Source organism: Methylorubrum rhodesianum (genome assembly GCF_014199985.1).
GTDB lineage: Bacteria > Pseudomonadota > Alphaproteobacteria > Rhizobiales > Beijerinckiaceae > Methylobacterium > Methylobacterium rhodesianum.
This window is the reverse complement of sequence record NZ_JACHOS010000006.1, coordinates 274,578-299,789: the sequence shown is the minus strand read 5'-3', so window position 1 is coordinate 299,789 and position 25,212 is coordinate 274,578. Positions and strand designations below refer to the sequence as shown.

At 68.2% G+C, this 25,212-nt stretch carries 1 protein-coding gene (cut by a window edge); it reads right to left on the bottom strand.

Translation table 11 applies throughout. The features are described 5' to 3' along the window. Positions 1-87: 87 nt before the first annotated feature. Positions 88-25,212 carry the 3' portion of an LEPR-XLL domain-containing protein gene (locus HNR01_RS11240; RefSeq protein WP_183667778.1) on the bottom strand. 20,292 nt of this gene lie beyond the right edge of the window, so 25,125 of the gene's 45,417 nt are visible here — the last part of the coding sequence; the start codon falls outside the window, past its right edge; its stop codon occupies positions 88-90.

The window sequence follows — 25,212 nt, the reverse complement described above, 5'->3', positions numbered from 1 at the left end:
TTGCATCCACGACAATGATCGAGGCCGCCGCCCGATCAAAGTCGGACGGCGGCTTCGAGGTCTCGTCGGCAGCCTTATTGGCCGCGATCACTTCGTCGGCAGCGTCGGATTACCGAACCGCTTGGCGAGGAAGAGGATGTCGTCCTCGCTCTTCGCCTGCTCCACCAAGCTGCCCTTGGCCTCGTCAAAGAACCACGTGTCGTACTTCGACGGGTTGGAGGCCGGCCGGCTGGCGCCGCGCAGTACGATGTTGCCGCCTTCGATGGAACGGATCACCTCGTTGGCTAGCAGCGGCTTGTGGGCGATCGCCTCGATCATGGCCGGGCGACCGGCGACCGAGGTCGGCGTCAGGGTGTTGGCCGCTGTGGCCGAGAAGGACGGCAGGGTCAGGCCGGCATCGAACGACCAGATCGCCCGCTTCTTATAGAAGCCGATGACCTTAATGCCGCTGTCACCTTCGCTGACCTGATCCGCGCCGGTCTGCGCCCCCTGGGGAACCCCGTATTGTGGCGTCGCAGCGTTGAGCCCGAACGGATTCGCAGCGGAAGCGCCGTAGGTCTGAGCGTAGGTCGCCAGCGACGAGGCACCCCATCTCCCGGCGACGGTGACACCGTAGTGGAAGTTGAGGAACTGCGTTCCGACGCCGGCCGTATTGATCACGCCGATGCTGTTCGGGAACATCAGCGGCGTGAAGCTTCCCTGCAGCATCCCGAGATTGGTGGGCAGTAGCACCGTGAAGGCGTTCGGCCCAACCATCTGACCGTTGGCATCGACCGTCGGCACAAGCGTCGCCTTCGCTCCGAAAATCCGGTTATTGCCCGCACCGCCCGAGATGATGTCCTCCCCCGCCTTAATCGCACCGGCATAGACGCCGGAGGCCGGCTGCGCCGCATCCGGAACGCCCAGGATGAAGCGGATGTCGAACAGCACGCTCTGCAGGTCGAACCGGGCATCCCTTGGAGCCCCGATCCAAGCGCGGTAGCCCGCGGTCAGATTCTGCTGGCCGCCGAAGCCGAACGGGCTCCTCCAAGCAAGCCCGCCGTAGAGCGGGTTGCGCCAGCTGACGACGCTCGCGGCCAAGGCGTCCCAGGCCGAGCGGTTCCAGGCATCGAGATCCCCCCCGAGGCCGGTCGCACCCGCGCCGAGCACGCGGGCTTCGACCTGGGCACGATCCTCGGCGAGGGCCGCGGCCGTCACGCGCTGGCTCTGCGCAGCATTGGTGGCCGGCAACTGGATGAAGCCGGTATCGCCAATCAGCAGATCGTTGCCGTCGCCGCCATCGATCCGGTCGTTCCCGCTTAGGAAGCTATCCCCACGAGAGGCGATGGAGACCATCCAGTGGAGGGCCACCGACTTCAGATCGACAGGGTAGTCCGCCGTCAGATGCTGCTGCATCGCGGAGAACCGCTCGCCGGCACGGGCCGCCACGGCCGCCTCGACCTGGGCCGCCGCGGACGCGGTTGCAGGATCGTTGACCGCGAGGCCGCGCGCCACGCCGGGCTGGAACATGACGAGGGTGTCGCCGACCACGAGGTCGTCGCCCGCTCCGCCATCGATGTTGTCGTTGCCGATCGACACCACGTGGTTCGTGCCCGTGCCCTCCAACAGGCCATCGGCGAGGATCTGGTTCAGCGGCCGTTGCGCCATCGTCTCCAGCTTCACCGTCACCGCGGCCTGCGCGACCCGGCCGGTCATGGCGAGGTCGGTGATGACCGAGCGCATGTCGGAAAGGGCGTCGCTGAGCGCGAGGGCCGCGTCGATGGACAGGCTGCGCAGCGGCCCCGATCCCTGCACGATGGTGCGGGCGGCATCGCCGACGATGAAGTCGTCGCCCTCGCCACCGGTGATGGTGTCGTTGCCGTAGGTGATCGTCCGGCTCGGGCCGCCCTGCAGGAAGTCGACACCGCGGCTGAGCGTGGCAAAGACGCCAAGCAGGTCGGAGACCGAGGCCGAAACCTTGTCGATCTGGCCGTTGAGCGCGGCGTAGGCCGTCACGTCGAGCGTGTAGGTCTCGCTGCTGTCCCCGTAGATCGTGTCGTTGCCCGCGCCGCCCTCGATGACGTCGTTGCCCGCCAGCACGTTGTTGGTACCGTAGAGGCTCGGAACCAGCGAGGCGATGACGGTGAGCATCGCGCCGTCACCGCGCCGGATCGGATCGGACCCGGCGATGTCGGACACCACACCCGCCATCGAGGGATAGACCTCGATGCGCGGGGTACCGGCGCCGAACGCGCCGGGCAGGAAGTTGAGGGCCGGCACCACGACCTCGCCGCCGAGCGGCAGAACGAGGCCGGTCTCCGCCGCGGCACCGATCAGCCGGACGGCGTTGACGATGGTCGGCTTGTCGGAGGCGATCTCCGACAGGTTCGAGGCGCGGTCGCCGTAGATCAGGTCGTCCCCGGCCCCGCCCATCAGGGTGTCGTTGCCGCGCTGGCCGAACAGCACGTCGTTGCCGTCGCCGCCCGCGATGATGTCGTCGTCGGCCCTGGCCAGCGAGACGGTCAGTGCGGAGGTCGCCCAGGCTCCGCCCGCCGTGGTCAGGCGGGTGCCCGACCCGTCACGGGCGCCCACCGCGAGGACGAGGTCGGCCTGCGCCAGCTTCTCGGCGAGGTCGGCGGTGCGTGCAGCGGCCGACTGCGAGTCGGTGGCGATGGCGGCCGTGACCGTGCCGATCTCCTCCAGCACTACGTCGCGGTGCCAAGTGCCGTCGCTGTTGAGGACCGCCGCGCCGTCCGTCGTGAAGGCGCGGACGATCCGGCCCTCGTCACCGAGGAGATAGTCGACGCCGGTACCGCCATCGATCCTGTCGCGGCCGAGGCCGCCCACGATCTCGTCGGACCCTTCCTCACCGTAGACGAGGTCGTCGCCCATCTGACCGAAGATCCGGTCATCACCCGCGCCGCCGGCAATCGCGTCGTTGCCGCCGACGAAGTCCATGAGGTCGAAGCGCAGCGCGTCGCGCATCACCGTGTCGGCGAAAGTGCCGGGATTGCGCTGCCACGTGACCGACTTCACGTCGTCCACGAGCACGTTGCGGGTGATGACGCCGTTGTCGCCGAGGATCACGTCCGCGCCGTCGCCGCCATTGATGAGGTCGTCGCCGTCGGCTCCGCCAAGCACGTTGTGCCCGCCGGTGATGTCGTCGTCTCCCTCGCCGCCGGAGAGCATGTCGTCGCCCTGCTGGCCGTAAAGGAAGTCGTCGCCCGCGCCACCCTCGATCGTGTCGTTGCCGCCGCCATCGGTCGCCGCGGCGAAGATCGAGACCGCGCGCTGATTCACCGGCAGAGCCCGGTCGTACAGCATGTGGTCGCCGAACAGCACGTCGTGGCCGCCGCCGCCGAGGATCACGTCGGCCCCGGTACCGCCGGCCGCGTAGTCGTTGCCGTCGCCGGCTTCGATGCGGTCGTCGCCACCCGCCAGCGGATCGGTCGCCGCCACACGCCGGATCACCGCGCGACCGGCGGACAGGGCGAGATCCGCCCGGCCGTTGTCGCCAAGGATCATGTCGGCGCCCGTACCGGTGACGATCCGATCCGCACCGATGCCGCCCAGGACGAGATTGTCGCCGTTGCCCGCCACAATCTGGTCGTCGCCGCCGGCGGTCGGGTCGATCGTCTCGAGCACGACCATGACGCCGCCGGAGAAGCCGGCCCGGCCCTGATCGCCGACGATGGAGTCGTTGCCCATGCCGGTGGTGATCGCATCACCACCCAGACCGCCGAGGACGAGGTTGTCGCCATCGCCCGCCCGGATCGTGTCGCCCGCGCCGTTGAGGGCATCGAGCGTCGTCACCGAGGCGATCACGCCGAGTTCGAACTGGGCCTCGCCGCTGTCGCCCAGCACGATGTCCGCGCCGGCCCCGGTGTCGATCGTATCGCTGCCGAAGCCGCCGAGGACAAGGTTGTCGCCCTCGCCCGCCCGGATCGTGTCATCGCCACCCAGAGCGGTGTCGGTCGACACCGCCTGTGCGAGGCCATCGGGGTCGCGGCGCACGAGGCCGCTGTCGCCCAGGATCACGTCGCGACCGGAACCGGTCTCGATCACGTCGGCATCCATGCCGCCGATGACGATGTTGGCACCCTCGCCCGCCTTGATCGCATCGCGACCGCCGATCCCGGCATCCAGGCTGCGCGCCTGGACGAGGCGACCGCCCGCGTAGAGCACCTCGCCGCTGTCGCCGAGGATGACGTCCGCGCCGATTTCGGTGGTGATCGTGTCGGCGCCGAAGCCGCCGAGGAGGAGGTTGTCGCCCGCGCCCGCCTCGATGATGTCGTCGCCGCCTAGAGCTGTGTCGGTGGACAGGATCTGCGCGAGCAGGCCGGCCGCGTCGTAGCTGACGCTGCCGAAGTCACCGAGGATCACATCGGCATCCTTGCCGGTGGTGATCGTGTCGGCATCCGTGCCGCCAAGGGCGAGGTTGTCGCCGTCGCCGAGGTTCAGCTTGTCCTTGCCGCCGTCCGTCGGCGCCGTGGTGGCCACGCGCACCCGCACGCCGTCGGCAAACACGGCCACGCCGTTGTCGCCGAGCACGATGTCGGACCCGCCCAACGTCGTGATCGTGTCGGCACCCGCGCCGCCGAGGACAAGGTTGTCGCCCGCGCCCGCCTCGATGGTGTCGTCACCGCCGATGGCCGTGTCCAGGCTCTCGGCCCGCTCGACCAGGCCCTTCGCGTCGAAGCGCACTTGACCGGCATCGCCGAACACCGTGTCGCGGCCCGAGCCGGTGACGATCGTGTCGCCACCGACGCCGCCGAGCACGACGTTGTCGCCCTCGCCCGCCCGGATCTCGTCGGCGTCGCCCACGCTCGCATTCGTGGTGCGCACGAAGACCGGGACCAGAGCCGAGAGCGTCACCGCGCCGTTGTCGCCGAGGATCACGTCCGAGCCCGAGCCCGTCGTGATCGTGTCGGCGCCGACGCCGCCGATCACCACCGAGCCGCCGTCGCCCACCACGATGGTGTCGCGACCGCCGACTTCCGGCGCCGTCGAGGTGATCTCGATGGGACGGGCGGAGGCGTCGAGATCGACGCTGCCGTTGTCGCCGAGCACCACCGAGCGGCCGGTGCCCAGGGTCAGCCGGTCGGCACCCGAGCCGCCGAGCACCACGCCGTTGCCGGCGCCGAGCGTGACGGTGTCGTCGCCCGCAACCTCGACATCGGTGGTCTCGACCCGAACCGGGCTGCCATTGACCAGCCGGACGAGGCCGGCATCGCCGAGCACCACCACATCGCCGGACCCGCCATCGATGAGGTCGCCGCCGGCACCGCCGAGGATCAGCTTGCGGCCGTTGCCGAGCTTGATCGTGTCGGCCGCGCCGAGAGCCGGCGTCAACGTCTGGATCAGGGTCGGCACGCCGGCCGTGAGGTCAATCTGACCGCTGTCGCCGAGCACGGTTTTGGCGCCGTCGCTCGCCGTGATCGTGTCGGCGCCGAAGCCGCCGAGGACGATGTCGCTGCCGTCGCCGGCCGTGATCGTATCGTTGCCGCCCAAACCCGTGTCGGTGGACAGGATCTGCGCGAGCAGGCCGGCCGCGTCGTAGCTGACGCTGCCGAAGTCGCCGAGGATCACATCGGCATCCTTGCCGGTGGTGATCGTGTCGGCATCCGTGCCGCCAAGGGCGAGGTTGTCGCCGTCGCCCACCGCGATCGTGTCGGTCCCGCCGATCTCCACATCCGTGGTGCGGACGAGGATCCGCTTGCCATCGGTGCGGAAGGTGGCAAGGCCGTTGTCGCCGAGCACCACGTCCGCGCCGGAGCCGGCGGTGATGGTGTCGCTGCCGAAGCCGCCGAGGATGACGTTGTCGCCGTCGCCCGCCACGATCGTGTCGTCGTCGCCGCGGTTCGGGTTGAGGCTGGCTACGCGCACGAGACGCCCGCCGGTGAAGCTCGCCTCGCCGAAGTCACCGAGGATGAGATCCGCACCCTTGCCGGTGGTGATCTCGTCACGGCCCGCGCCGCCGAAGACGATGTTGTCGCCGTCACCGCCGCGGATGACGTCGCCTGCGCCGCGGCGCTCATCGGTGGTGTAGACCTCGCGGACGAGGCCGTTCTCGAAGGTCACGACCCCCATGTCGCCGAGCACGATGTCGGCGCCCGAGCCCGTGGTGATGTCGTCCGAACCGGCGGAACCGATGACGATGTTGTCGCCGTCGCCGGCCTTGATCACGTCGCGGGCGCCGTCATCCGGATCGGTCGAGGCGAATGCGACGCGCACGCCCCCCTCGAACAGTGCGGTGCCGTTGTCGCCGAGGATCACGTCGTTGCCGCCGAGCGTGGTGATCGTGTCCGTGCCCGCGCCGCCGATGACGATGTTGTCGCCACCGCCCGCCTCGATCATGTCGTCGTCACCGAAGGTCGGATCGAGGCTCTCGGCGCGCTTCAGGCGGCCCTGAGCGTCGAAGGTGAGGCGGCCGTCATCGCCCAGCACGATGTCGGCATCGGCATCGTCCCGGCCGGCATCGATCGTGTCGGCGCCCAGACCGCCGAGGACGATATCGGCCCCCGCACCCGACCTGAGGACGTCGCGCGTTCCGCCATCGCGGCTGCTCTGGATGACGGCACGGATGCCGAGTTCGAACCGGACGAGGCCGTTATCGCCGAGCACGATGTCGCCGCCGGTGCCCGTGACGACCGTGTCGCTGCCCGAACCGCCGAGCACGATGTTCTCGCCGTCGCCGGCCTCGATCCGGTCGTTGCCGGCATCCGTCGTGTCGGTCGATGCGAACTCGACGCGCACGCCGGCCTCGAACACGGCGTAGCCATGGTCGCCGATGACGACGTCGTTGCCGCCGAGCGCCGTGACGACATCGTTGCCCGCGCCGCCGATGACGAGGTTGTCGCCGCCGCCCACCTTGATCTCGTCGTCGCCGCCGAAGCCGACATCGAGGGTTTCGGCCCGCTTCACCCGGCCCTGCGCATCGAAGGTGATTTGGCCGTCGTCGCCGAAGACCACGTCGGCATCGGCGTCGGCTTGGCCGGCATCGATCGTGTCGGCACCGAGACCGCCGAGCACCACGTCGGCGCCCGCACCGGTGGCGATGACGTCGCGCGCGCCGCCATTGCGGTCGCTGACGATGCGGGCACGGATGCCGAGTTCGAAGGTGGCGAGGCCATTGTCGCCGAGCACGATATCCGCACCCGCACCCGTGGTGATGGTGTCGGTCCCTGAGCCGCCGAATACGACGTTGTCGCCGTCGCCCGCGTCGATCCGGTCGTTGCCGCCATCGCCGGTCTCGGTCGAGGCCACCTCGACGCGAATACCGGCGGCGAACAGAGCATAGCCCTGGTCGCCGAGCACGATGTCCCTGCCGCCCAGCGCGGTGATCACGTCGGCGCCCGTGCCGCCGATGACGAGGTTGTCGCCGCCGCCGACGTCGATGGTGTCGTCGTCGCCAAAGCCCGGATCAAGGCTCTCGGCCCGCTTCACGCGACCCTGCGCATCGAAGGTGATCTGGCCGTCGTCGCCGAACACGATGTCGGCATCCGTATCCAGCCGGCCTGCATCGATTGTGTCCGCGCCCAGGCCGCCGAGCACCACGTCGGTGCCCGCACCCGTGGCGATGACGTCGCGCGCGCCGCCATTGCGGTCGCTGACCACCCGCGCCCGGATGCCGAGTTCGTAGGCGACGAGACCGTTGTCGCCGAGCACGATGTCGCCGCCCGCACCCGTGGTGACGGTGTCGCTGCCGGAGCCGCCGATCACGAGGTTGTCGCCGTCCCCGGCCTCGATCCGGTCGTTGCCGCCATCGGCCGTGTCGGTCGAGGCGAACTCGATCCGCACGCCGGCCTCGAACACCGCGTAGCCGTTGTCGCCGATGAGGATGTCGCCGCCGCCCAGCGCCGTGATCGTGTCGGCCCCGGTGCCGCCGATGACGAGGTTGTCACCGCCGCCGACCTTGATCTCGTCGTTGCCGCCGAAGCCGGCATCGAAGCTCTCTGCACGGATCACGCCGCCCGTCGCGTCGAAGGTGACGTGGCCGTTGTCGCCGAACACGATGTCGGCGTCCGCATCGGCCTGGCCGGCATCGATCGTGTCGCCGCCCAGACCGCCGAGCACGAGATCCGCACCGGCTCCGGTAGTGATCGTGTCGGAGGCGCCGCCGGTCCGGTCGCTGACGATCTCCAGACGGATTCCGCCTGCAAAGCGGATCGTGCCGTTGTCGCCCAGCACGATGTCTGCACCCGCGCCGGTCGTGATGGTGTCGGTGCCCGAGCCGCCGAGCACGACGTTGTCGCCGTCACCGACCGCGATCCGGTCGTTGCCGGCACCCGTCGCATCGGCCGAGACGAAGACCACGCGCACGCCGGCCTCGAACTCGGCGTAGCCGCCGTCGCCGATTGCTGCGTCGTTGCCGTCCAGCGCGGTCACGACGTCGCTGCCGGCTCCGGCGATGACCACGTTGTCGCCGGCTCCGACATCGATCGTGTCGTTGCCGCCGAAGCCGAGGTCGAAGCTCTCGGCCCGCTTGACGCGGCCGCTAGCCTCGAAGGTGGCGCGACCGTCGTCGCCGAGCACCACGTCGTTGCCGCCGAGCGCCGTGATCCGGTCGGCACCGGTGCCGCCGACGACGATGTTGTCGCCGCCACCGACATCGATGCTGTCGTCGTCACCGAGGCCGAAATCCAGGCTCTCGGCGCGCTTCACGCGGCCCTGGCCGTCGAAGGTCACATGGCCGTTGTCGCCGAAGACGATGTCGGCATCGGCATCGTTCTTTCCGGCATCGATCGTGTCGGCACCCAGGCCGCCGAGGACGAGGTCCGCGCCGGCACCGGTGGTGATCGTGTCGCCAGCGCCGCCGTCACGGCCGCTCGTCAGTTCGAGGCGGATTCCGCCTGAGAAGGTCACTGCACCGTTGTCGCCCAGCACGACATCGGCACCCGAACCCGTGGTGATGGTGTCGGAACCCGCGCCACCGAGGACGATGTTGTTGCCAGACCCGGCCTCAATGCTGTCGTCGCCGCCGCTGGTGGGGTCGATGCTCTGAGCGAGCTTGACGCGACCCAGTTCGTCGAAGGTGACGTGGCCGTTGTCGCCGAAGACGATATCGTCGTCGGTGTCGTCCTTGCCGGCATCGATGGTGTCGCCACCCAGGCCACCAATCACGAGGTCGGCGCCGGCACCGGTCCGGATCGTGTCGCGCGCGCCGCCGGCCGGATCGCTCTTGGCCTCAAGGCGGATTCCGCCTGCGAAGGTCACGAAGCCATTGTCGCCCAGGACCACATCCGCACCAACGCCTGCGGTGATCGTGTCGGAGCCCGCGCCGCCGATGACGATGTTGTTGCCAGACCCGGCCTCGATGCTGTCGCCGCCGCCGGCGGTCGGATCGGTCGCCTCGGCGCGGATCACGCGGCCCAGTTCGTCGAAGGTGATGTGACCGCTGTCGCCGATGACGATGTCGTCGTCGGTGTCGTCCTTGCCGGCATCGATGGTGTCACCGCCCAGGCCGCCGATGACGAGGTCGGCGCCGGCACCGGTTAGGATGGTGTCGCGCGCGCCGCCCGACAGGTCGCTCTTGGCCTCAAGGCGGATTCCGCCTGCGAAGGTCACGCTGCCGTTGTCGCCCAGCACGATATCCGCGCCGGCACCCGTGGTGATCGTGTCCGAGCCCGCGCCGCCGAGGATCAGGTTGGCACCCGCGCCGGCCAGGATCTCGTCGTCGCCGCCGAGCGTCGGATCGACGGTTTCGGCGAGCGAGACGCGGCCGAGGGCATCGAAGGTGATGTGGCCGTTGTCGCCAAAGACGATATCAGCGTCCGTGTCGTCCTTGCCGGCATCGATCGTGTCGCCGCCCAGGCCACCGATGACGAGGTCGGCGCCGGCACCGGTGACGATGGTATCGCGACCGCCGCCGCCGACGCGCTCGCTGAGAGCCTCGCGCAGGACGCCGTCCACAAAGTCGACGGCGCCGTTGTCGCCGAACACGAGGTCGGCGCCGATGCCGGTGGTGATGGTGTCGTTGCCCGAGCCGCCGAGCACGACGTTGTCACCGTCGCCCGCGCGGATGATGTCGTCGCCCGCCACGCTCTCGTTCTTGGTCGAGACGCGCACCAACTTGCCCTGCGCGAAGGTCGCCGCGCCGTCGTCGCCGAGGATGATGTCGAGACCGGCCCCCGTGGTGATGTCGTCGGCGCCGACGCCGCCGAACACCACGTTGTCGCCCTCGCCCGCCACGATGGCGTCGCCGCCGCTGAAGGTGGATTCCATCGTCTCGATCGAGACCAGGACCCCGTTCACGAACACGGCGCTGCCATTGTCGCCGAGGATCACGTCCGCGCCCGATCCGGTCTGGATCTTGTCGGCCCCGACGCCGCCGATGACGACGCTGCCGCCATCGCCGAGGGTGATCTCGTCGCGTGCGCCCGCCGTGGCGGCGGTGGTCGCCGCTTGGAGGACGCGACCCTGCGCGTCGAAGGTCGCCTGACCGTTGTCGCCGAGCACCGTGCTGCGACCGTTGCCGGCCGCGATGATGTCGCTACCCGAGCCGCCGAGGATCACGGCCACGCCGTCGCCCACGGTGATCGTGTCGTCGCCGCCGACGTTGTCGTAGGTCGTCTCGACCACGATCGGCAGGCCGGTGGTGGTGAGCCGGGCATGGCCGGCATCGCCGAGGATGACGTTGGTGCCGGTGCCGAGCTTCACGCCGTTACGGATGCCCGCGGTGATGCTGTCGCCGCCGGCACCGCCGATGACGGTGTTGCGGCCGCTGCCGAGAGCGATCGTGTCGTTGTCGCCGACCTCGGGACTGATGCTGGCGATCTCGACGATGATGCCGGCCTCGAAATCGGCCTGACCGCTGTCGCCGAGCACGACGTTGTTGCCGTCACCGATGGTGATCGTGTCGCGGCCCGTACCGCCGAGCACGACGTTGTTGCCATCGCCGATGGTGATGCTGTCGTCGCCGCCGATCGCGGTGTCGAAGGAGAGCGCGCGCTGGATCCGGCCGAGGGCATCGAAGGTGACGATGCCGTTGTCGCCCAGGATGACGGCGCCCTTGTCGCCGCCCTTAATCGTGTCGCCGCCCATGCCGCCGAGCACGACGTTGTTGCCCGCGCCGAAGGTGATCGTGTCGCTTCCGCCGATGGAGGGCGCCGCGGTGGCGATGCGCGCCAGCACGCTGGTCGTGACCCCATTCGTCACCGTCACGGTGAAGTCGGCTTCGCCGCTGTCACCGAGGATGACGTGGTTGCCCGCGCCGGTGGTGATGGTGTCGTCACCCGCACCGCCGATGATCCGCGAGGCGCCGTCCTCGGCCGTGATGATGTCGGCACCGCCGACCTCGGGCGTGATCGATTCGATGCGCTGGGCTCGGCCGTTGCGGAACACCGCCTTGCCGCTATCGCCCAGGATCACATGGTTGCCCGCGCCGACCTTGATCGTGTCCGCACCCGCACCGCCGAGGATCGTGGTGTCGCCCTCGGTCGCCTCGATCGTGTCGTTGCTGCCGATCTCGGTCGCGGTCGAGGTCACCGTCGCGATGACGCCATCGACGAAGGTGGCCGAGCCGCTGTCACCGAGCACGACCTGCGTGCCCTTGCCGAGTGTGATCCGGTCCGCGCCCGCGCCGCCGATGACCGTGACGTTGCCGTCCTTGGCGGTGATGACGTCGTTGCCGCCGATGGCGGGATCGATGCTCTCGATCGAGACCAGTGCGCCGGCGGCGAAGCGGGCCTTGCCGCTGTCGCCCAGGATGACGTGGTTGCCCGCGCCGACGTCGATGCCGTCCGAGCCGGCACCGCCAATGATGGTGGTGTCGCCGTCAGCCGCCGTGATCGTGTCGTTGCCGCCGATCTCGGGCGCGATCGAGGTGATGTCCTGGATCTTGCCGTTCGCGAAGGTGGCCGAGCCGCTGTCGCCGAGCACGACCTGGGTGCCCTTGCCGAGCGTGATCCGGTCCGCGCCCGCCCCGCCGAGCGCCGTGACGTTGCCGTCCTTGGCGGTGATGACGTCGTTGCCGCCGATACCGGGATCGATGCTCTCGATCGAGACCAGGACGCCTGCGGTGAACACGGCCCTGCCGTTGTCGCCCAGGATGACGTGGTTGCCCGCGCCGACGTCGATCGTGTCGGCACCGAAGCCGCCGATGATCGTGGTGTCGCCGTCGGATGCTGTGATCGTGTCGCCGCCGCCGATCGCGGTCGCGACCGAAGTGATGGTCGCGATCTTGCCGTCCGTGAAGGTGGCCGCGCCGCTGTCGCCGAGCACGACCTGCGTACCCTTGCCGAGCGTGATCGTGTCCGCGCCGGCACCGCCGATGACCGTGGCGCTGCCGTCCCTGGCCGTCACGGCGTCGTTGTCGCCGATCTCGGGATCGATGCTCTCGATCGAGACCAGCGCACCCGCGGTGAACACGGCCCTGCCGTTGTCGCCGAGGATGACGTGGTTGCCCGCGCCGACATCGATCGTGTCGGCGCCCGCGCCGCCAATGATCGTCGTGTCGCCGTCGGACGCCTTGATCGTATCGCCGCCGCCGACCGCGGTGGCGATCGAGGCAATGGTCGCGATCTTGCCGTTCGTGAAGGTGGCCGAGCCGCTGTCGCCGAGCACGACCTGCGTGCCCTTGCCGAGCGTGATCTTGTCCGCACCCGCCCCGCCGATGACGGTGACGTTGCCGTCGCCGGTCTCGATGCTGTCGTCGTCACCGACGGCCGCCTCGTCGTCCGTGGTCTTGATGCTGGTCAGGACCGGGACCGGGACGGACACGCCGTTGATGATCCGCGTGCCTGGGACGAAGCGCGCCTCGCCGGTATCGCCGAGGATCACATGCGTGCCCTTGCCGACGGTGATGCCGTCCTTGCCGGCGCCGCCGATGATGGTGGTGTCGCCGTCGGATGCGGTGATCGTGTCGGCGTCGCCGGTCGCCCCGGCGATGCTGCGCAGGCTGGTCAGGACGCCGTTCTCGAACACCGCCTCGCCGTTGTCGCCGAGGATGACGTGGTTGCCCGCGTCGGCGGTGATGGTGTCGGCGCCAAAGCCGCCGATGACGATGTTGTTGCCGTCGGTCGCGGTGATCCGGTCGCCGCCGCCGATGCCGGTGAAGGTCGAGACGATCCGGCTGACGACGTGGGTGCCCTCGAGCGCGATGCCCGCGGTGGCCGAGCCGTCCTGATAGATCTGGCCGTGATCGCCGACGATGACGTTGTCGCCGCCCTTGGCGTCGATCGTGTCGGTGCCCGCGGCCCGCGGCTGATCGATGAACGGATCGGCGATCGTCACGATGCGGCGGACGTCGTCGAGGTTCAGGCTGGAATCGCCGAGGATGGTGTCCGCGGCCGGTCCGCCGACGATGGTGTCGTTGCCGGTGCCGCCGGCGATGATGTTGCGCCCCTTGCCGCCGGTGATCGTGTCGTTGCCGGCGCCGCCGTCGATGATGACGAGGCCGGTCGCGCCCGAGGCATCGATGATGTCGTTGAGGCTGACGATCGTGTTGTCGCGATCCAGGGTCCCCTCGTCGCGGAAGCCGTAGCCGCGTCCGGTCTGCTTTTCGAAGGTGGAGTCGTAGCGGCTGCCGTCGGCGGTGGTGTCGCCGAACAGGGCGAGCGTGCCCTGCGAGCCGGTCACCGTGATCGTATCGGCGCCGCCGCCGCCATGGATCGCGGTGAGGGTGCCGACGGCCGTGCCGGTCACCGTGACCGTGTCAGCGCCGGAGCCGAGCAGCAGCTCGACCGACCGCATGCCGTTATAGGTCACGCCGCCCTCGAAGGTGCGCACGGTGTTGCTGCTGCTCGTGGCCGTGGTGACGTCGTTCGTCGACATGCCGAAGCCGTCGATATGCGTGGCACTCACCGTGCCGGAGACGCCGGCCGTGGTAGAGTCGTTGTAGAGCGTCACCTTGTCGAAGTCGGGCAGTCCGTCATCGACGATGGTGCGGTTGACGACGGGGTTGTTCTCGCCCGGCAGGACGATGGCCGGGGTCAGCGAACGGCTCTCGGGGCCGACGCCACCCTCCAGGACCAGCGGCCCCTCGATGCTGCTGAGTTCGTGCGGCTGACGCGAGAAGGTCTTGAGATCCGAGGTCGTCCGCGCTCCGTTGGGATCGCGCGCTACGGTGACCCGAACGGCCCGGTCCCAATCCGCCGCGGTGAAGGTGATGGTGGCCGGGTTCGTGCCGTCGGCCGCCTTGAACCGGCTGTCCGCGCTCGACGTGATCGTCTGGCCGTCTCCGGCCAGCGTGATCGTCACCGGCGCCTTCGGCGGCATGGTCAGGACGACGTCGTAGAAGGAGGTCTGGCTCGGCGTCACCACGACGCCGCCCTCCTTGGGCGTCACCACCACACCAGCGGTGTTGCCGTCGGTCACCTGCACCCGCACGACGGGCTGGCCGACGAGCGCCGCCTTGAAGAAGCCCTCCGTCGCCGTGCCGTTCAGGCTGCTGGTGACGGTGTGGGTGATCTCCGCGACGAAGCGGTTCTCGGGCTTCAGATCCGCCGGGGAGGAGACCAGCACCGTCTGCGGCTGGTCCCAGTTGGCGAGCGTGAATTCAAGATAGGCCCGGCCACTGCCGTCCCGCGGCAGCGGCGTGCCGTTGCCGTTGGTGAAGGCGACCTCCGTGCTCGACGCGCCGAGCGTGACGCGCACGACTTCGCCGGTCAGCGGGGCGTTGTTGAGGACGACGGTGTAGCTGTCCTGGTTCTGGGGCTTGTTGCCGTTGCCTTCGATGATCGAGGTCGCGCCGCCGCTCTCGACGATGATGAGCCCCGGCTTGTCGTTGTCGATGACCTTGACCAGCGTGTTGCGGACGAAGGTGCCGCTGACATCCGCGTTGGAGCTGATCACCGAGTGGCCGATCGCCACGTTCTGATCACCCTCCAGCGCCGTATCCGACTTGGCACGAACGAACACCGTCCGGTCGGCTGTCCAGACGTAGGTGTTGGTGGCGTTGTCGAAGACGGTGGTGAAGCGCAGCGTCAGGGCGTCCGCCCAGGTGACGCCGTCCGTCGAGATCTGGACGGTGCCCGCATTGCCGGCCAGTGCGCGCATCTGCGCCGAGGATTGTGCCGCCGAGACCGTGACCACGGCCCAATCGGTGCTGGTCAGGGCAGTCGTCTTCGGCGCGGGCGGTGCGATCTTATAGGTGCCGACACTGCTGCCGGCGGCATCCGGCGTCGTGACGCTGGAATCCTCGCGCAGGGTCAGCCCGCCGCCATCGCTGACGGAGCCCGCATCGGCCGCCGAGACCGACGCGTTGATGCCGGGCACGAAGAGGCCGTTGAAGGCCGGGTCGGTGCTGCTGATCGTGTGATTGATGACCGCCGCGTTGCCCTTGGCGTCGCGCGCGACGACCTCGCCGCTGACGTCGCCGGCCACGTGGAAGGTGTCGCTGCCCAGGCCGCCGATCAGCGTGGTGACGACGCCCGCCGGGGTGGAGAGCACGTAGAAGGTGTCGTCGCCCTCCAGGCCGTCGACCTCGACCGCCTGGATGTTGGTGAAGCGGATCGACAGGCCGGCACCGAAGATGCCGTCGCGCGTCACCACGAAGGTGTCGGCGAACTCGGTTCCGAGCGCGACGATCTTATTGAAGCCGGAGCCGCCATCGATGTCGAGCGGCGCGTTGATGTTGTACTCGATCCGGTCGTTGCCGGCGCCGGCATTGAGCTTGATCTTGTTCTCGGACGCGGTGGCGAAGGCGCGCACGATGAAGGTGTCGTCGCCGTCCTCGCCCTCAAGGCGCAGGTCCGCCTTGTTCGAGTATATCTGGAACGTGTCGTCGCCGGTGCCGCCGTAGATGACGGCCGGGATCGAGATGCCGCGGGACAGGTAGCCACCGAAGGACAGCTTCGTCGTCTCGAAGGCGTCCTCCACGAGCAATCCGTTGGGAACGTCGCGCGGCGTCGCGAAGACCTGGCCGACTTGGAAGAAGTCGTTGCCCTCGCCGCCGTCGATGGTCATCAGCGCCGCGTTGTCGTCCATCGCGAAGCGGTCGTCACCCTTGCCGCCCTCGACGATGATGCGCCCGTTGACGCTCATGTCGTAGTTGATCCGCTCGACGACGGCGTTCGCCGGATAGGTGCCGTCGGCATTCGGATGGACGAGCGCGACGAAGTTCCGGCGCATCAGGAACTGGTCGGCGGCATCGGTGCCGAGGATCGTCAGGGTGTCGACGCCACGGTCGGGATTGCCGGAATCCGTCACGTTGATGCGGTAGGACGAGGCGCCAGCGAGCTGGATGCGGATCGTGTCCGTGTCCTGGCCGCCGTCGATGTCGAGCGTATCGGTGACGCTGCCGGTCTTGCTGGTGAGCGAGGGCAGACGATCGACGTTGATCGTGTCCGCGCCGTCCTCTCCGAAGACCTGCGTGTGCCCGGCGATCTCGCTGACGGCGAGGTCGAGCCTGTCGTCGCCCGCACCGAGCCGGATGGCCGTGGCCGCGGCGCGGACCCGGCCGCGCAGGGCGAACTGGTCCCGGCCACCGAGGCTGGTCAGCGCCAGGGTCGAGGTGGCGATGGTGGTGCCAAGCAGCGTCAGGGCGTTGTCGCCCGCGCCGAGATTCACGTCGATGGTCTTGCCCGTGATCGTCGCGCTCTTGAGCAGCGTCGTGCCGTCGAGCGCCGCATCCACCACGGTGTCGTTGCCCGAGCCCGAAACCAGGATGAAGCTGTCCGCGGCGGCGAGCGTGCCGGCGAGCGCGACTTGGTTAGCACCGTCGCCGAGCGCGATCGTGATGGTGCCGGCCGTCAGGTCGAGCGCATTCGTGACTGTCTGACCGGCCTTGCGGTGATCGCTGACGATGTCGAGGCCCGAACCGGTGGTGAGACGGAAGGCGGCGCCGATGCGGTAGATACCGGCGAGGGTCACCGTATTGGCCCCGTCGCCGAGGTCGATCGAGAGCGAGCTCGCCTCGATGCTGGCCTTCTCCACTGCGCCATTCGCGACCCGCAGGTCGGTCAGCGTATCGGTGCCACCCGTGACGGTGATCGTGAACGCGTCGTCGATCTTGTAGCTGCCGGTCAACGTCAGCGCGTTGTCGCCCGCGCCCGCATCCACGGACATCGAGCCGGCCGTGTAGCTGCCCTTCAAGTCGATGATGTCGTTGCCCGCACCGGTCCTGATCGTGAGCGCGTTCGTGACCGTGTAGGTGCCGGCCAGGGTGATCTTGTTGTTCCCGCCGCCTGCATCGAGGGTGTAGCTGGCGGCCTTGATCCCGCCGTTCAGGGTGATGACGTCGTCGGCGCTGCCGGTGATGAATTCCATCGCCCCCGCGATGTCGTAGCCGCCGACGAGATCGGCCGTGTTGACGCCGTCGCCGAGGTTGATCGACAGCGAGCCGGCCGTGATGTCTGTCGTGGCGGAGTCGGACAGGGTGTCGATGCCCGACCCGCCCAAGATCGTGAGGGCGCCAGCGATCCGATAGGTGCCATTCAGCGTCAGGTCGTTCCGGCCGGCCCCGGTCCCGGCCGAGATCTCCATCGAGCCGGCCGTGTAGCTGCCCTGGAGGTCGATCCGGTCGTTGCCTGCGCCGGTGCGGATCGCGAGGGCGTTCCGCGCCTTGTAGGCGCCAGCGAGGGTGAGGCGGTTGTCCCCTTCGCCCGCGTCGAGGGTGATGCTGCCGGCATCGATGTTGCCCGTCAGGCCGATGATGTCGGCGCCGCCCAGCGTCGTGAGCTGCACGGCATTGGTCACGACGTAGGTGCCGCCGAGCCCGACCGTGTTCGTGCCGGCCCCGAGAGCGATCGTCACCGAATCCGCGCCGACCTCGGCCTTGCGCGTGACGCCGCCGGTCACCTGCGTGTCGGCGAGCGTGTCGCTGCCCGAACCCGAGCCGATGATCAGCGCGCCGGTGGAGTAGGCGCCCACCATCGTGATCGTGTTGTCACCCTCGCCGGCGCGCAGCTCGATGGCACCGTCGCGCGTGATCGCGCCTTCCGTGACCGTCGCGGCCGTTGCCCCGCCGCCGATAGTGCGCTGACCCGTCGTGAAGGTGCCGTCCAGGACGATCGTGTCGCCGTTCCCCCCGGACTCGATCAGGATCGAGGAACCGACGAAGGTGCCGGACAGCGTGATCGTGGAGGCCGTGTTGTCGGGCGTTCCGCTCGCGCTGTAGTCCGAGCGCAGGGTGATGGTACCCTTCGCCTTCACGACCGCACCCGCCTCGACGAGCAGGTTGTCGCCGGCGTTCAACGTCACCGAGCCGCCGGTCGAGAAGATCGTGACGCCGGCCTTGACGGTCAGGTCGTCGCCCGAGGAGCCCGTTTCGCCGGCCTGCTCGATGATGTCGCCGGACGAGATAATGTCCTTGTCGATCGTCAGCGGGCTCGACGTGCGGATGCCGATCCGGCCCCGCGCCGCCTGCAGACCCGTGGTGTCGCTGGTGACGCCGCCGACGCGCAGGCCGCCGATGTTCCACAGCCAGATGTCGCCGTTGATCGAGCGGGCTTCGAGACCACCATACTGGTCGCCATCGAGGCTTCGCATGTTGGCGACGATGCGCTTGGTCTCCGAGCCGATGCTGCCGGAGGCGACGAGATAGGCCTTGCCGGAACGGAGGTTGGAGCTGCCGCCGGTGGTCTCGTTGTAGTTGGTCGATCCGTTGAGGATGCTGCCGGCCACCGCCGTGACGAAGGCCGTGCGCTGCGCGTCGGTGCCGACGCTGGCGAGGTAGAGATCGCCGGCGGTCTCCACCACGTAGAGGTTGCTCAAGCCGCTCTGGAGCGTGACGACACCGTCCGTCGTGCCACCGACGTTGCTGTCGATCTCGAACTCGTCGCCGGCGACGCCGATGCCGTCGAGGGCGATGAGCGTGATCGAGTGGCCGCTCACGTTGGCACGGCCCGAACCGGCCACCGGTGCGGAATCGATGTCGCGCGGGTCGGAGAGGTCGCCCGCGTCGAGGATCGAGGCCTTGGCCGCCAGAACCACGTCACCCTTGGTCGTGACGGCCAGCACCTTCATGCTGGTTTCCGTCTCGGTCAGGACGATGTCGCCCGTGGCGCCGGCCCGGACGGTGCCGGTCAGCTTCATCTCGATGGCGTCGCCCTTGGCGCCGATCGAGCCGGCGGCCTTCAGGTAGACGTTGGCCGCGACGATCTTGTTGGTGTCCGTGTGGACACCGTCGAGGATGCTGCCCCTCTCCGAGACGAAGGTGACGTTGCCGCCCTGCGAGAAGGCGGATTCCAGGTTCAGATCACCGTTGCGGGCCGTGACGAAGATGTCGCCCGCCGCACGGACCGCGAGGGTCGAGCCCGTCGTAAGATCGATGCCGATCACTCGCGTCGCGGCGCCGACGCTGCCGTCCCCGCCTTCGAGGACGGTGTCGCCGCCCTTGATGTTCACCGCATCCGCCGCGCCGCCGTTGAGGAGGCCCGTGGAGGATTTCAGGCGGATCTCCTTGCCGGAGAGCGATTCCACGCGGCCCACGGTCAGCAGGGCGGCGGTGTTGATGAAGATCTGGGTGTTTGCCGTCACATCGAGGGAGCCGGTGCCGTCGATGACGACCGCCTTGCGCTTCTGGATGAGCAGCTTGGTGATCTGGTTGAACGGATTGCCCGCGTCCTTGGCCGACTGGAACAGCACGACGTTGCGGGCGCTCTCCGTCTTGAGCGTGCTTCCGCTCTCGAGGATGAGCGTCGAGGCGCTCGCCTGCTTGATGGTGAAACTCGTGTCCTTGGTGGTCGCGTTACCCGACGTCACGCCGAAGGTGCCGGCGACGCCGATCAGCATGCCGTCCTTGAAGCCGTCGCCGAGGAAGTTGCCCGACGCGCGGGTGATCACGGACACACCGGTGCCGTCGGTGGAACGCACGCCCACATTCACGGTGACGCCGGTCTCGGCCACGAAGAGCTGCGTCGCCTCGAGGCGGATCACGGCGCCGTTGACCGAAGCAATGCGGTAGACACTCGTGGAGGCCGCGCTGGTGTTGGCGGTGCCGCCCGCGATGTAAAGCGTGCTGCCGACCGTGTAGGTGCTGTCCCACGCCGTGCCGTCGGTCCGGGTCAGAACACCCTGATTGGCCGCCGTATCGTTGCTGAAGCTGACGGTGACGGTCGTCGGGGCCGCCTTGAGCAGGTCGAAGGCGACTTCGGCGGTCACGCGCGGCGCCTCGCCGCTGACGGCAATGCTGACACCAATATCGATGTTGCGGGCGACGCCCTGGCTGCCGAAGACCTTGTCGACGGTGATGACGTTCCCGACGACGCTGATGATCTTGTAGCCGACCGAGGTCTCGGCCGAAGCATTCGGCGTCACGCCCCCAATGTAGAGCGTCCCGTTATAGAGCACGTTGTTCTTGTCGAAGAAGACGCTCGTATCCCAATCCAAGCCGTCCTGGCGGGTCACGGTGCCGTGGCTGCCGAACTGGCCGAAGATGACGTTGGCGGTGATCGGAGCCTTCGTGAGGAAGACGAGGTCGCTCCGCTCGGCGGCGCCGAGGTCGATCTGTTGATCCGGGGTGAGCGGCGCGGCACCGGGGCCGATATCGATCAGGCTGGTTCCGCTCACGGAACCGACATTGCCCGACGTCACGATCTTGATGTTGGCGCCCTTGATGATCGGGTCCTGCTTGTCGACGATCGTGCTGGTCGTCTCCTTGAGCAGGCCCTGGCCGACGGCGCTCAGCAGCTCTTCCTGCGTCCAGCGCTTGATGCCGGCGTCGATGGCATCGGCCGTCGCCTTGTCGATGAAGAAGGCGGGCGCCGCCTTGCGGCTGGCCGTCAGGGCGTTCGTGTTGGGCGTGTCGGCTGTGTTGTAGGAGCCCGGCAGGCTGTTGAAGAAGGCGTGCAGCGAGCGGTACTGCGCCGTCAGCGCTGCCGACCGCAGATTCTGCGCCGCGGTGCGGGCTGCGTCGATGGCGGCTGAACTCAGGTTCTCCGTCTCCGCCGTGGTGCGGGCCGCGGCCACGGCGTCGATGAGCGCCTGACCAGCGAGGCGGGTCGCGAAGGCGGCGTTGTAGACGCTCGGATCGACCTGCTGGTTGCGGTAGCTCCAGTAGACTTCGTAGTCGGCCTGCACGGCCGTCGTCTCGGCCGCGACCTTCGATGCATCGTAGCTGTTGCCCAGCCCGCCGAAGCGGAGATGGAGCGCCGCGTAGGCCGCCTTGAGCGCGGCTTCCGCCGCCGCCACCTTGTCGGAAGTGGCCAGACGCAGGGCCGCCTCGCCGAGGGTCTGCGAACCGGCGTCTGCCGTGAATTGCGCGGTGAACGCCGCCAGCTCGGCGCCGCTGATCCGGGTCGATCCATTGGCGAGATAGGTGCTGTAGAGGTCGTAGGCGGCGCCCAGCTTCATCACGTAGTGATTGCCGAAGCCCGAGAAGAGGGCATCGAGATCCTGGTAGGCCTGCGATTGCAGCGTCGCCGCGTCCCCCGCCTCGCGCATCTGCCAATACTGGTCGTACTGGGCGCTGAAATTCGTGACATTCGTGGCGTCGAAGCCGTCGAAGACCAGCTTCAGGTTGTTGAAGTCGATCGTCCGCGAGTCGGTGATCTGCTTGATCTGCGCGGCGACGTAGTCCGTCAGCACGGTCCCCGAAAGCTTGGTTCCGCGCGCCTCGGCCTCGATGGCCGTGGTGTAGAGCTGCGCGATCTGGGCCTCCGTCAGGCGGCTGCCCTGATCGGCCTCGAGCTGCGCGATTTGCGCCGTGACGCGCGCGATCAGCGCATCGCCGGAAATCGGCGCGGCATGCGTCGCCGCCTGCATCTTGGCGAGCGCCGCAGCATTCCCCTGGACCGTGTAGGCTGAATCAAAGCTGCCGCTGTTCGGCTGCGTGCCGCGGATCGCCCAGTAGGTCGCGTAATCACCCGAGAGGTCGGCGTGATAGACGTCGCCGTAGCGGCCGTACTGCTCGTGCAGCACCCGGTACTGCAGCGTCCGGTTGGTTTCGAGCGCCTTGATCGCGTTGTCGACGTAGGTCTTCACCGCGCCGGCTTCGGTGAGGCCTGCCTCATTCGCCTGGCTCGTGAACAGGGCGGTATAGTAGGCGCGTTCGCCGGTCTTCTCGCTGAGGGTGACCTCGAAGCCGCTGTTGTAGCGGGACGGATCGGGCTGCTGGTTCCGATAGGCCCAGTAGGCGTTGTAGTCGCGCTCGCGGGTGCTCTCGTAGGCGCTGAGCGTGCGCTCGAACTTCAGGTTCGCATCCGCGGTGGTGAGGGCGAGATCCTTCCACACGCCGTTGATGAGCTGGGACGCCACGCGGTCATCGCGCACGACGACGTTGTTGACGTTGAGCAGACTCCCGGCGTCGACCTTGATGTAGACGTCGCCGTTGGCCGTCAGGCTGTTCAGGCGCAGGTCGCCCGAAAGCTCACGGATGCCGACCGTACCGGCCGCCGTGATGTCGGTCCTGTCGCGGGCGGTGGTGCCGCCGTCGAGCTTGATCGGCGCCGCCTCGGAGCCGAAGCGTCCGCCCGCGACCACGTTGATCGAGCCGCCGGACACCACGCCTTCGCCGGCCACCGTGACGCCGCCCGTCGCGACGAGCTTCACGTCGTAGCCGCCCCCCGCCGAGATCCGGTCGATCCCGAGTTCGTTGTCGATGGTGCGGACGTTGAGGTTGATGTTGCCCGCGGTCGTCGTGGCCTTGAGCGTGTTGCCGGCCCCGACCGTCGTGACGTTGAGCGCCTGATCGGTGGCATTGTTGCCGTTGCCGACACCGATGCCGCGCGCGGCCTGCAGCGTGACGTGCGAGCCGGTGATGGCCGCCGTCGAGCTGAGGTGCTGGATCGTCCCGCCCGAGGTGATCGTCGTGGTGCCGTTGTCGTTCTTGATGCCGCCCGCGATCAGCACGCGGCCGGAGCCCTGCGAGTTGATGCTGACGGTGCCGGTGCGCTCACCGGTGAACTTGATCTTGATGCCGTAATCGGCCTCAAGGCTATGGGTCGCCTGGGTCTCCGTGTAATCGACCGTCTGGAACTTGGTGTAATAAGTCTTCTTTCCGTACCAAGTGCTCGTCGTCCAGCTCGCGACTTCCTTCGGCTTCTCGGCCGACCGGGTATACTCGGGCGCACCCAGGAAGGCGTAACCCGACTTGCTGGCGTCGATGTAGTAATAGGCCGATTCAGGCTGCAGAGCGGCCTTCTCGGTGATCTCCTTGTTGAACGCGCTGAGGGGAGGCGGATCCTTGGCGAGGAAGTCCAGGCCGGCCCAGGACGAGGTGCCCGTCGTCAGAGAGTAGGTGTTCTTGGCGCCCTGGCCGATGGTGAAGGCGTAGCGGTATCCGGACCTCGGATCGTACTGCGTCGTGCTGCTGCCGTCGTACCTGGCGATCTCGACGCCGGTGCTGTTCAGATCGGCGCTGTAGCGCGTGACGACGCCGTCGGCGTCCTGCCGGATCAGGGTCTGGCGGAAGACGATGTCGTTGGCATCCGCGATGCCGTTGCCGTTCACGTCGGTCTTGTAGGCGAGATCCTTGATATCGATCGTGCCGATGCCGCGCCGCGACAGGTCGATGCGGTTGAGCACGACGTCGCGGTTGAGCTGATTGACGACCTCGACCTTGGCATAACCGCCCAGCGCCCGCAGCTCACCGATGCCGGCGTTGGTGTTGAGCATGACGCCGGTCAGGTTGATCTGGCCGCCGGTCGAGACGACCTCGTCGATCTCGATGGCACCGGTTTGCCGGTTGTAGCTGGCCGAGTAGCCGTCGCGGGTCAGCGTGCTCAGGTTCGCGGTGCGATAGGGGTTCCGGAGGATCTCCTGGATCTCGCTCTCGACCGACTGATCGATGACGATCCGGTAGAGGTCGCGCCCGCTCTGCACGAGCCCGTTGAGGTTGAGGAACTGCGCCTTGATCGTCACCGCGCCGCTGGCAATGACGCTCGCCTGCGAGCCCGCCAGCGCCCGAGCGATGTCGGCGGCCGACTTGCCGGTCATCGGCCCGGAGCCCGCTTCGAGCACTCCCTTGATCTGCCCGTAGGGATCGCCGCCGACGGAGTAGGTGCGCAGATCTTCCGTCAGACCGATGGCGACGGCGCCGCCGACATCGGTCCTCAGCTCCTTGATGGTGGTCTTGGCCGTGATGGTGAGATCGCCGCCCGCGGCTGTCGCCACGTTGAGGATCGCCGTCGGCGCGTAGATGTCGCCGACGATGAGAATCGACGGCGCAGAATTGCCGTTGCGGGCGCCGGAGGTGTTCCTGAGAGAGATGTCGCTCTTGCTGTCCTTCGTGACGACACCGCCGGCGGTCAGAACCTGGAAGCTGACGTCACGGCCACCGGCGATCGCCCTGGCGGCCGCGGCATCCGGGCTGGCGGCGTTCTTCGCGACGATCGCCTGGAGACGGGTGTTGAAATCGCTGCTCGACGTCACCGGGATCTGTGCGTCGTTGAAGAAGGTGCCGCCATTCGATTCCGGCATCGTGATGCCGGCGATGACGAGGTTCGCCACCGAGTTGTTGGTGATCTCGACCTTCGTGTCGGACGCCGCATCGAGCCTGCCCGAACCGAGCAGGGCGTCGGCCCGCACGATGATGCCGCCGGCACCCGCCGAGAACGGGCTCACCGTGATGGCCTGGACCTGCTTGTAGATCGGGATGAGGATCTGCCTGCCGTCGTAGGTCGTCTGGAACTCCGCGAGCCCGTCGGCCAGCAGCTCGGCTTTGATCCGGTTGACCTCGCCCTGGTAGTAGGCCTGGAGCGTGGCGTTGTCCTTGTAGGTCGAGAGGCCCTTCGTCGCTTCCTCGTAGGCCTTGATCAGGTTCGACTGAGCGTTGGCGAAGCCGAGGCTGACGGTGATGGGCAGCTTCGGGAGCGTCGCCGAGGCCGAGGTCGCCCCATCCGGCAGGGTGATCGTGAAGCTCTTGGTGTTGTCCGAATCCGCGATCGGGTTGCCGGCGGCATCGTACTTCTGGCCGTTGAGCTTGACGGTTCCCGTGATCAGGGTCGCGGCGCCGTTGCCCGGCGCGCGCGTCATGTCGTCGATGACGATGGAGATGTTGCGGGTGATGCCGGTGACGACGGTGCCGTCGACGATGACGGTGCCGATCGAGCCCGTCTGTGTGTCGCCGACCGGGGTGACGGCCGAGCCGCCGAGCAGGCTGTCGATGGCGCCGGCGACGGCGGTCGTCCAGTTCGTGCCCTTCATGCGGGCCACGGCGTTGGAATTGCCCTGGCGGTTCGTGAAGAGGTTGGCGTTGCCGGCGGTCTTGATCGTGGCGCCGCCATCGATCTTGATCGTGTTGATCTCCTCGACGCGGATCTTGGCCGCCAGCGAGGTGATCGGGATCGCGCTGCCCGCGAAGTTGTCGGTCGTCGCCGACGCATCGTAGGCGTCGTCGTAAGCCTTCTTGTT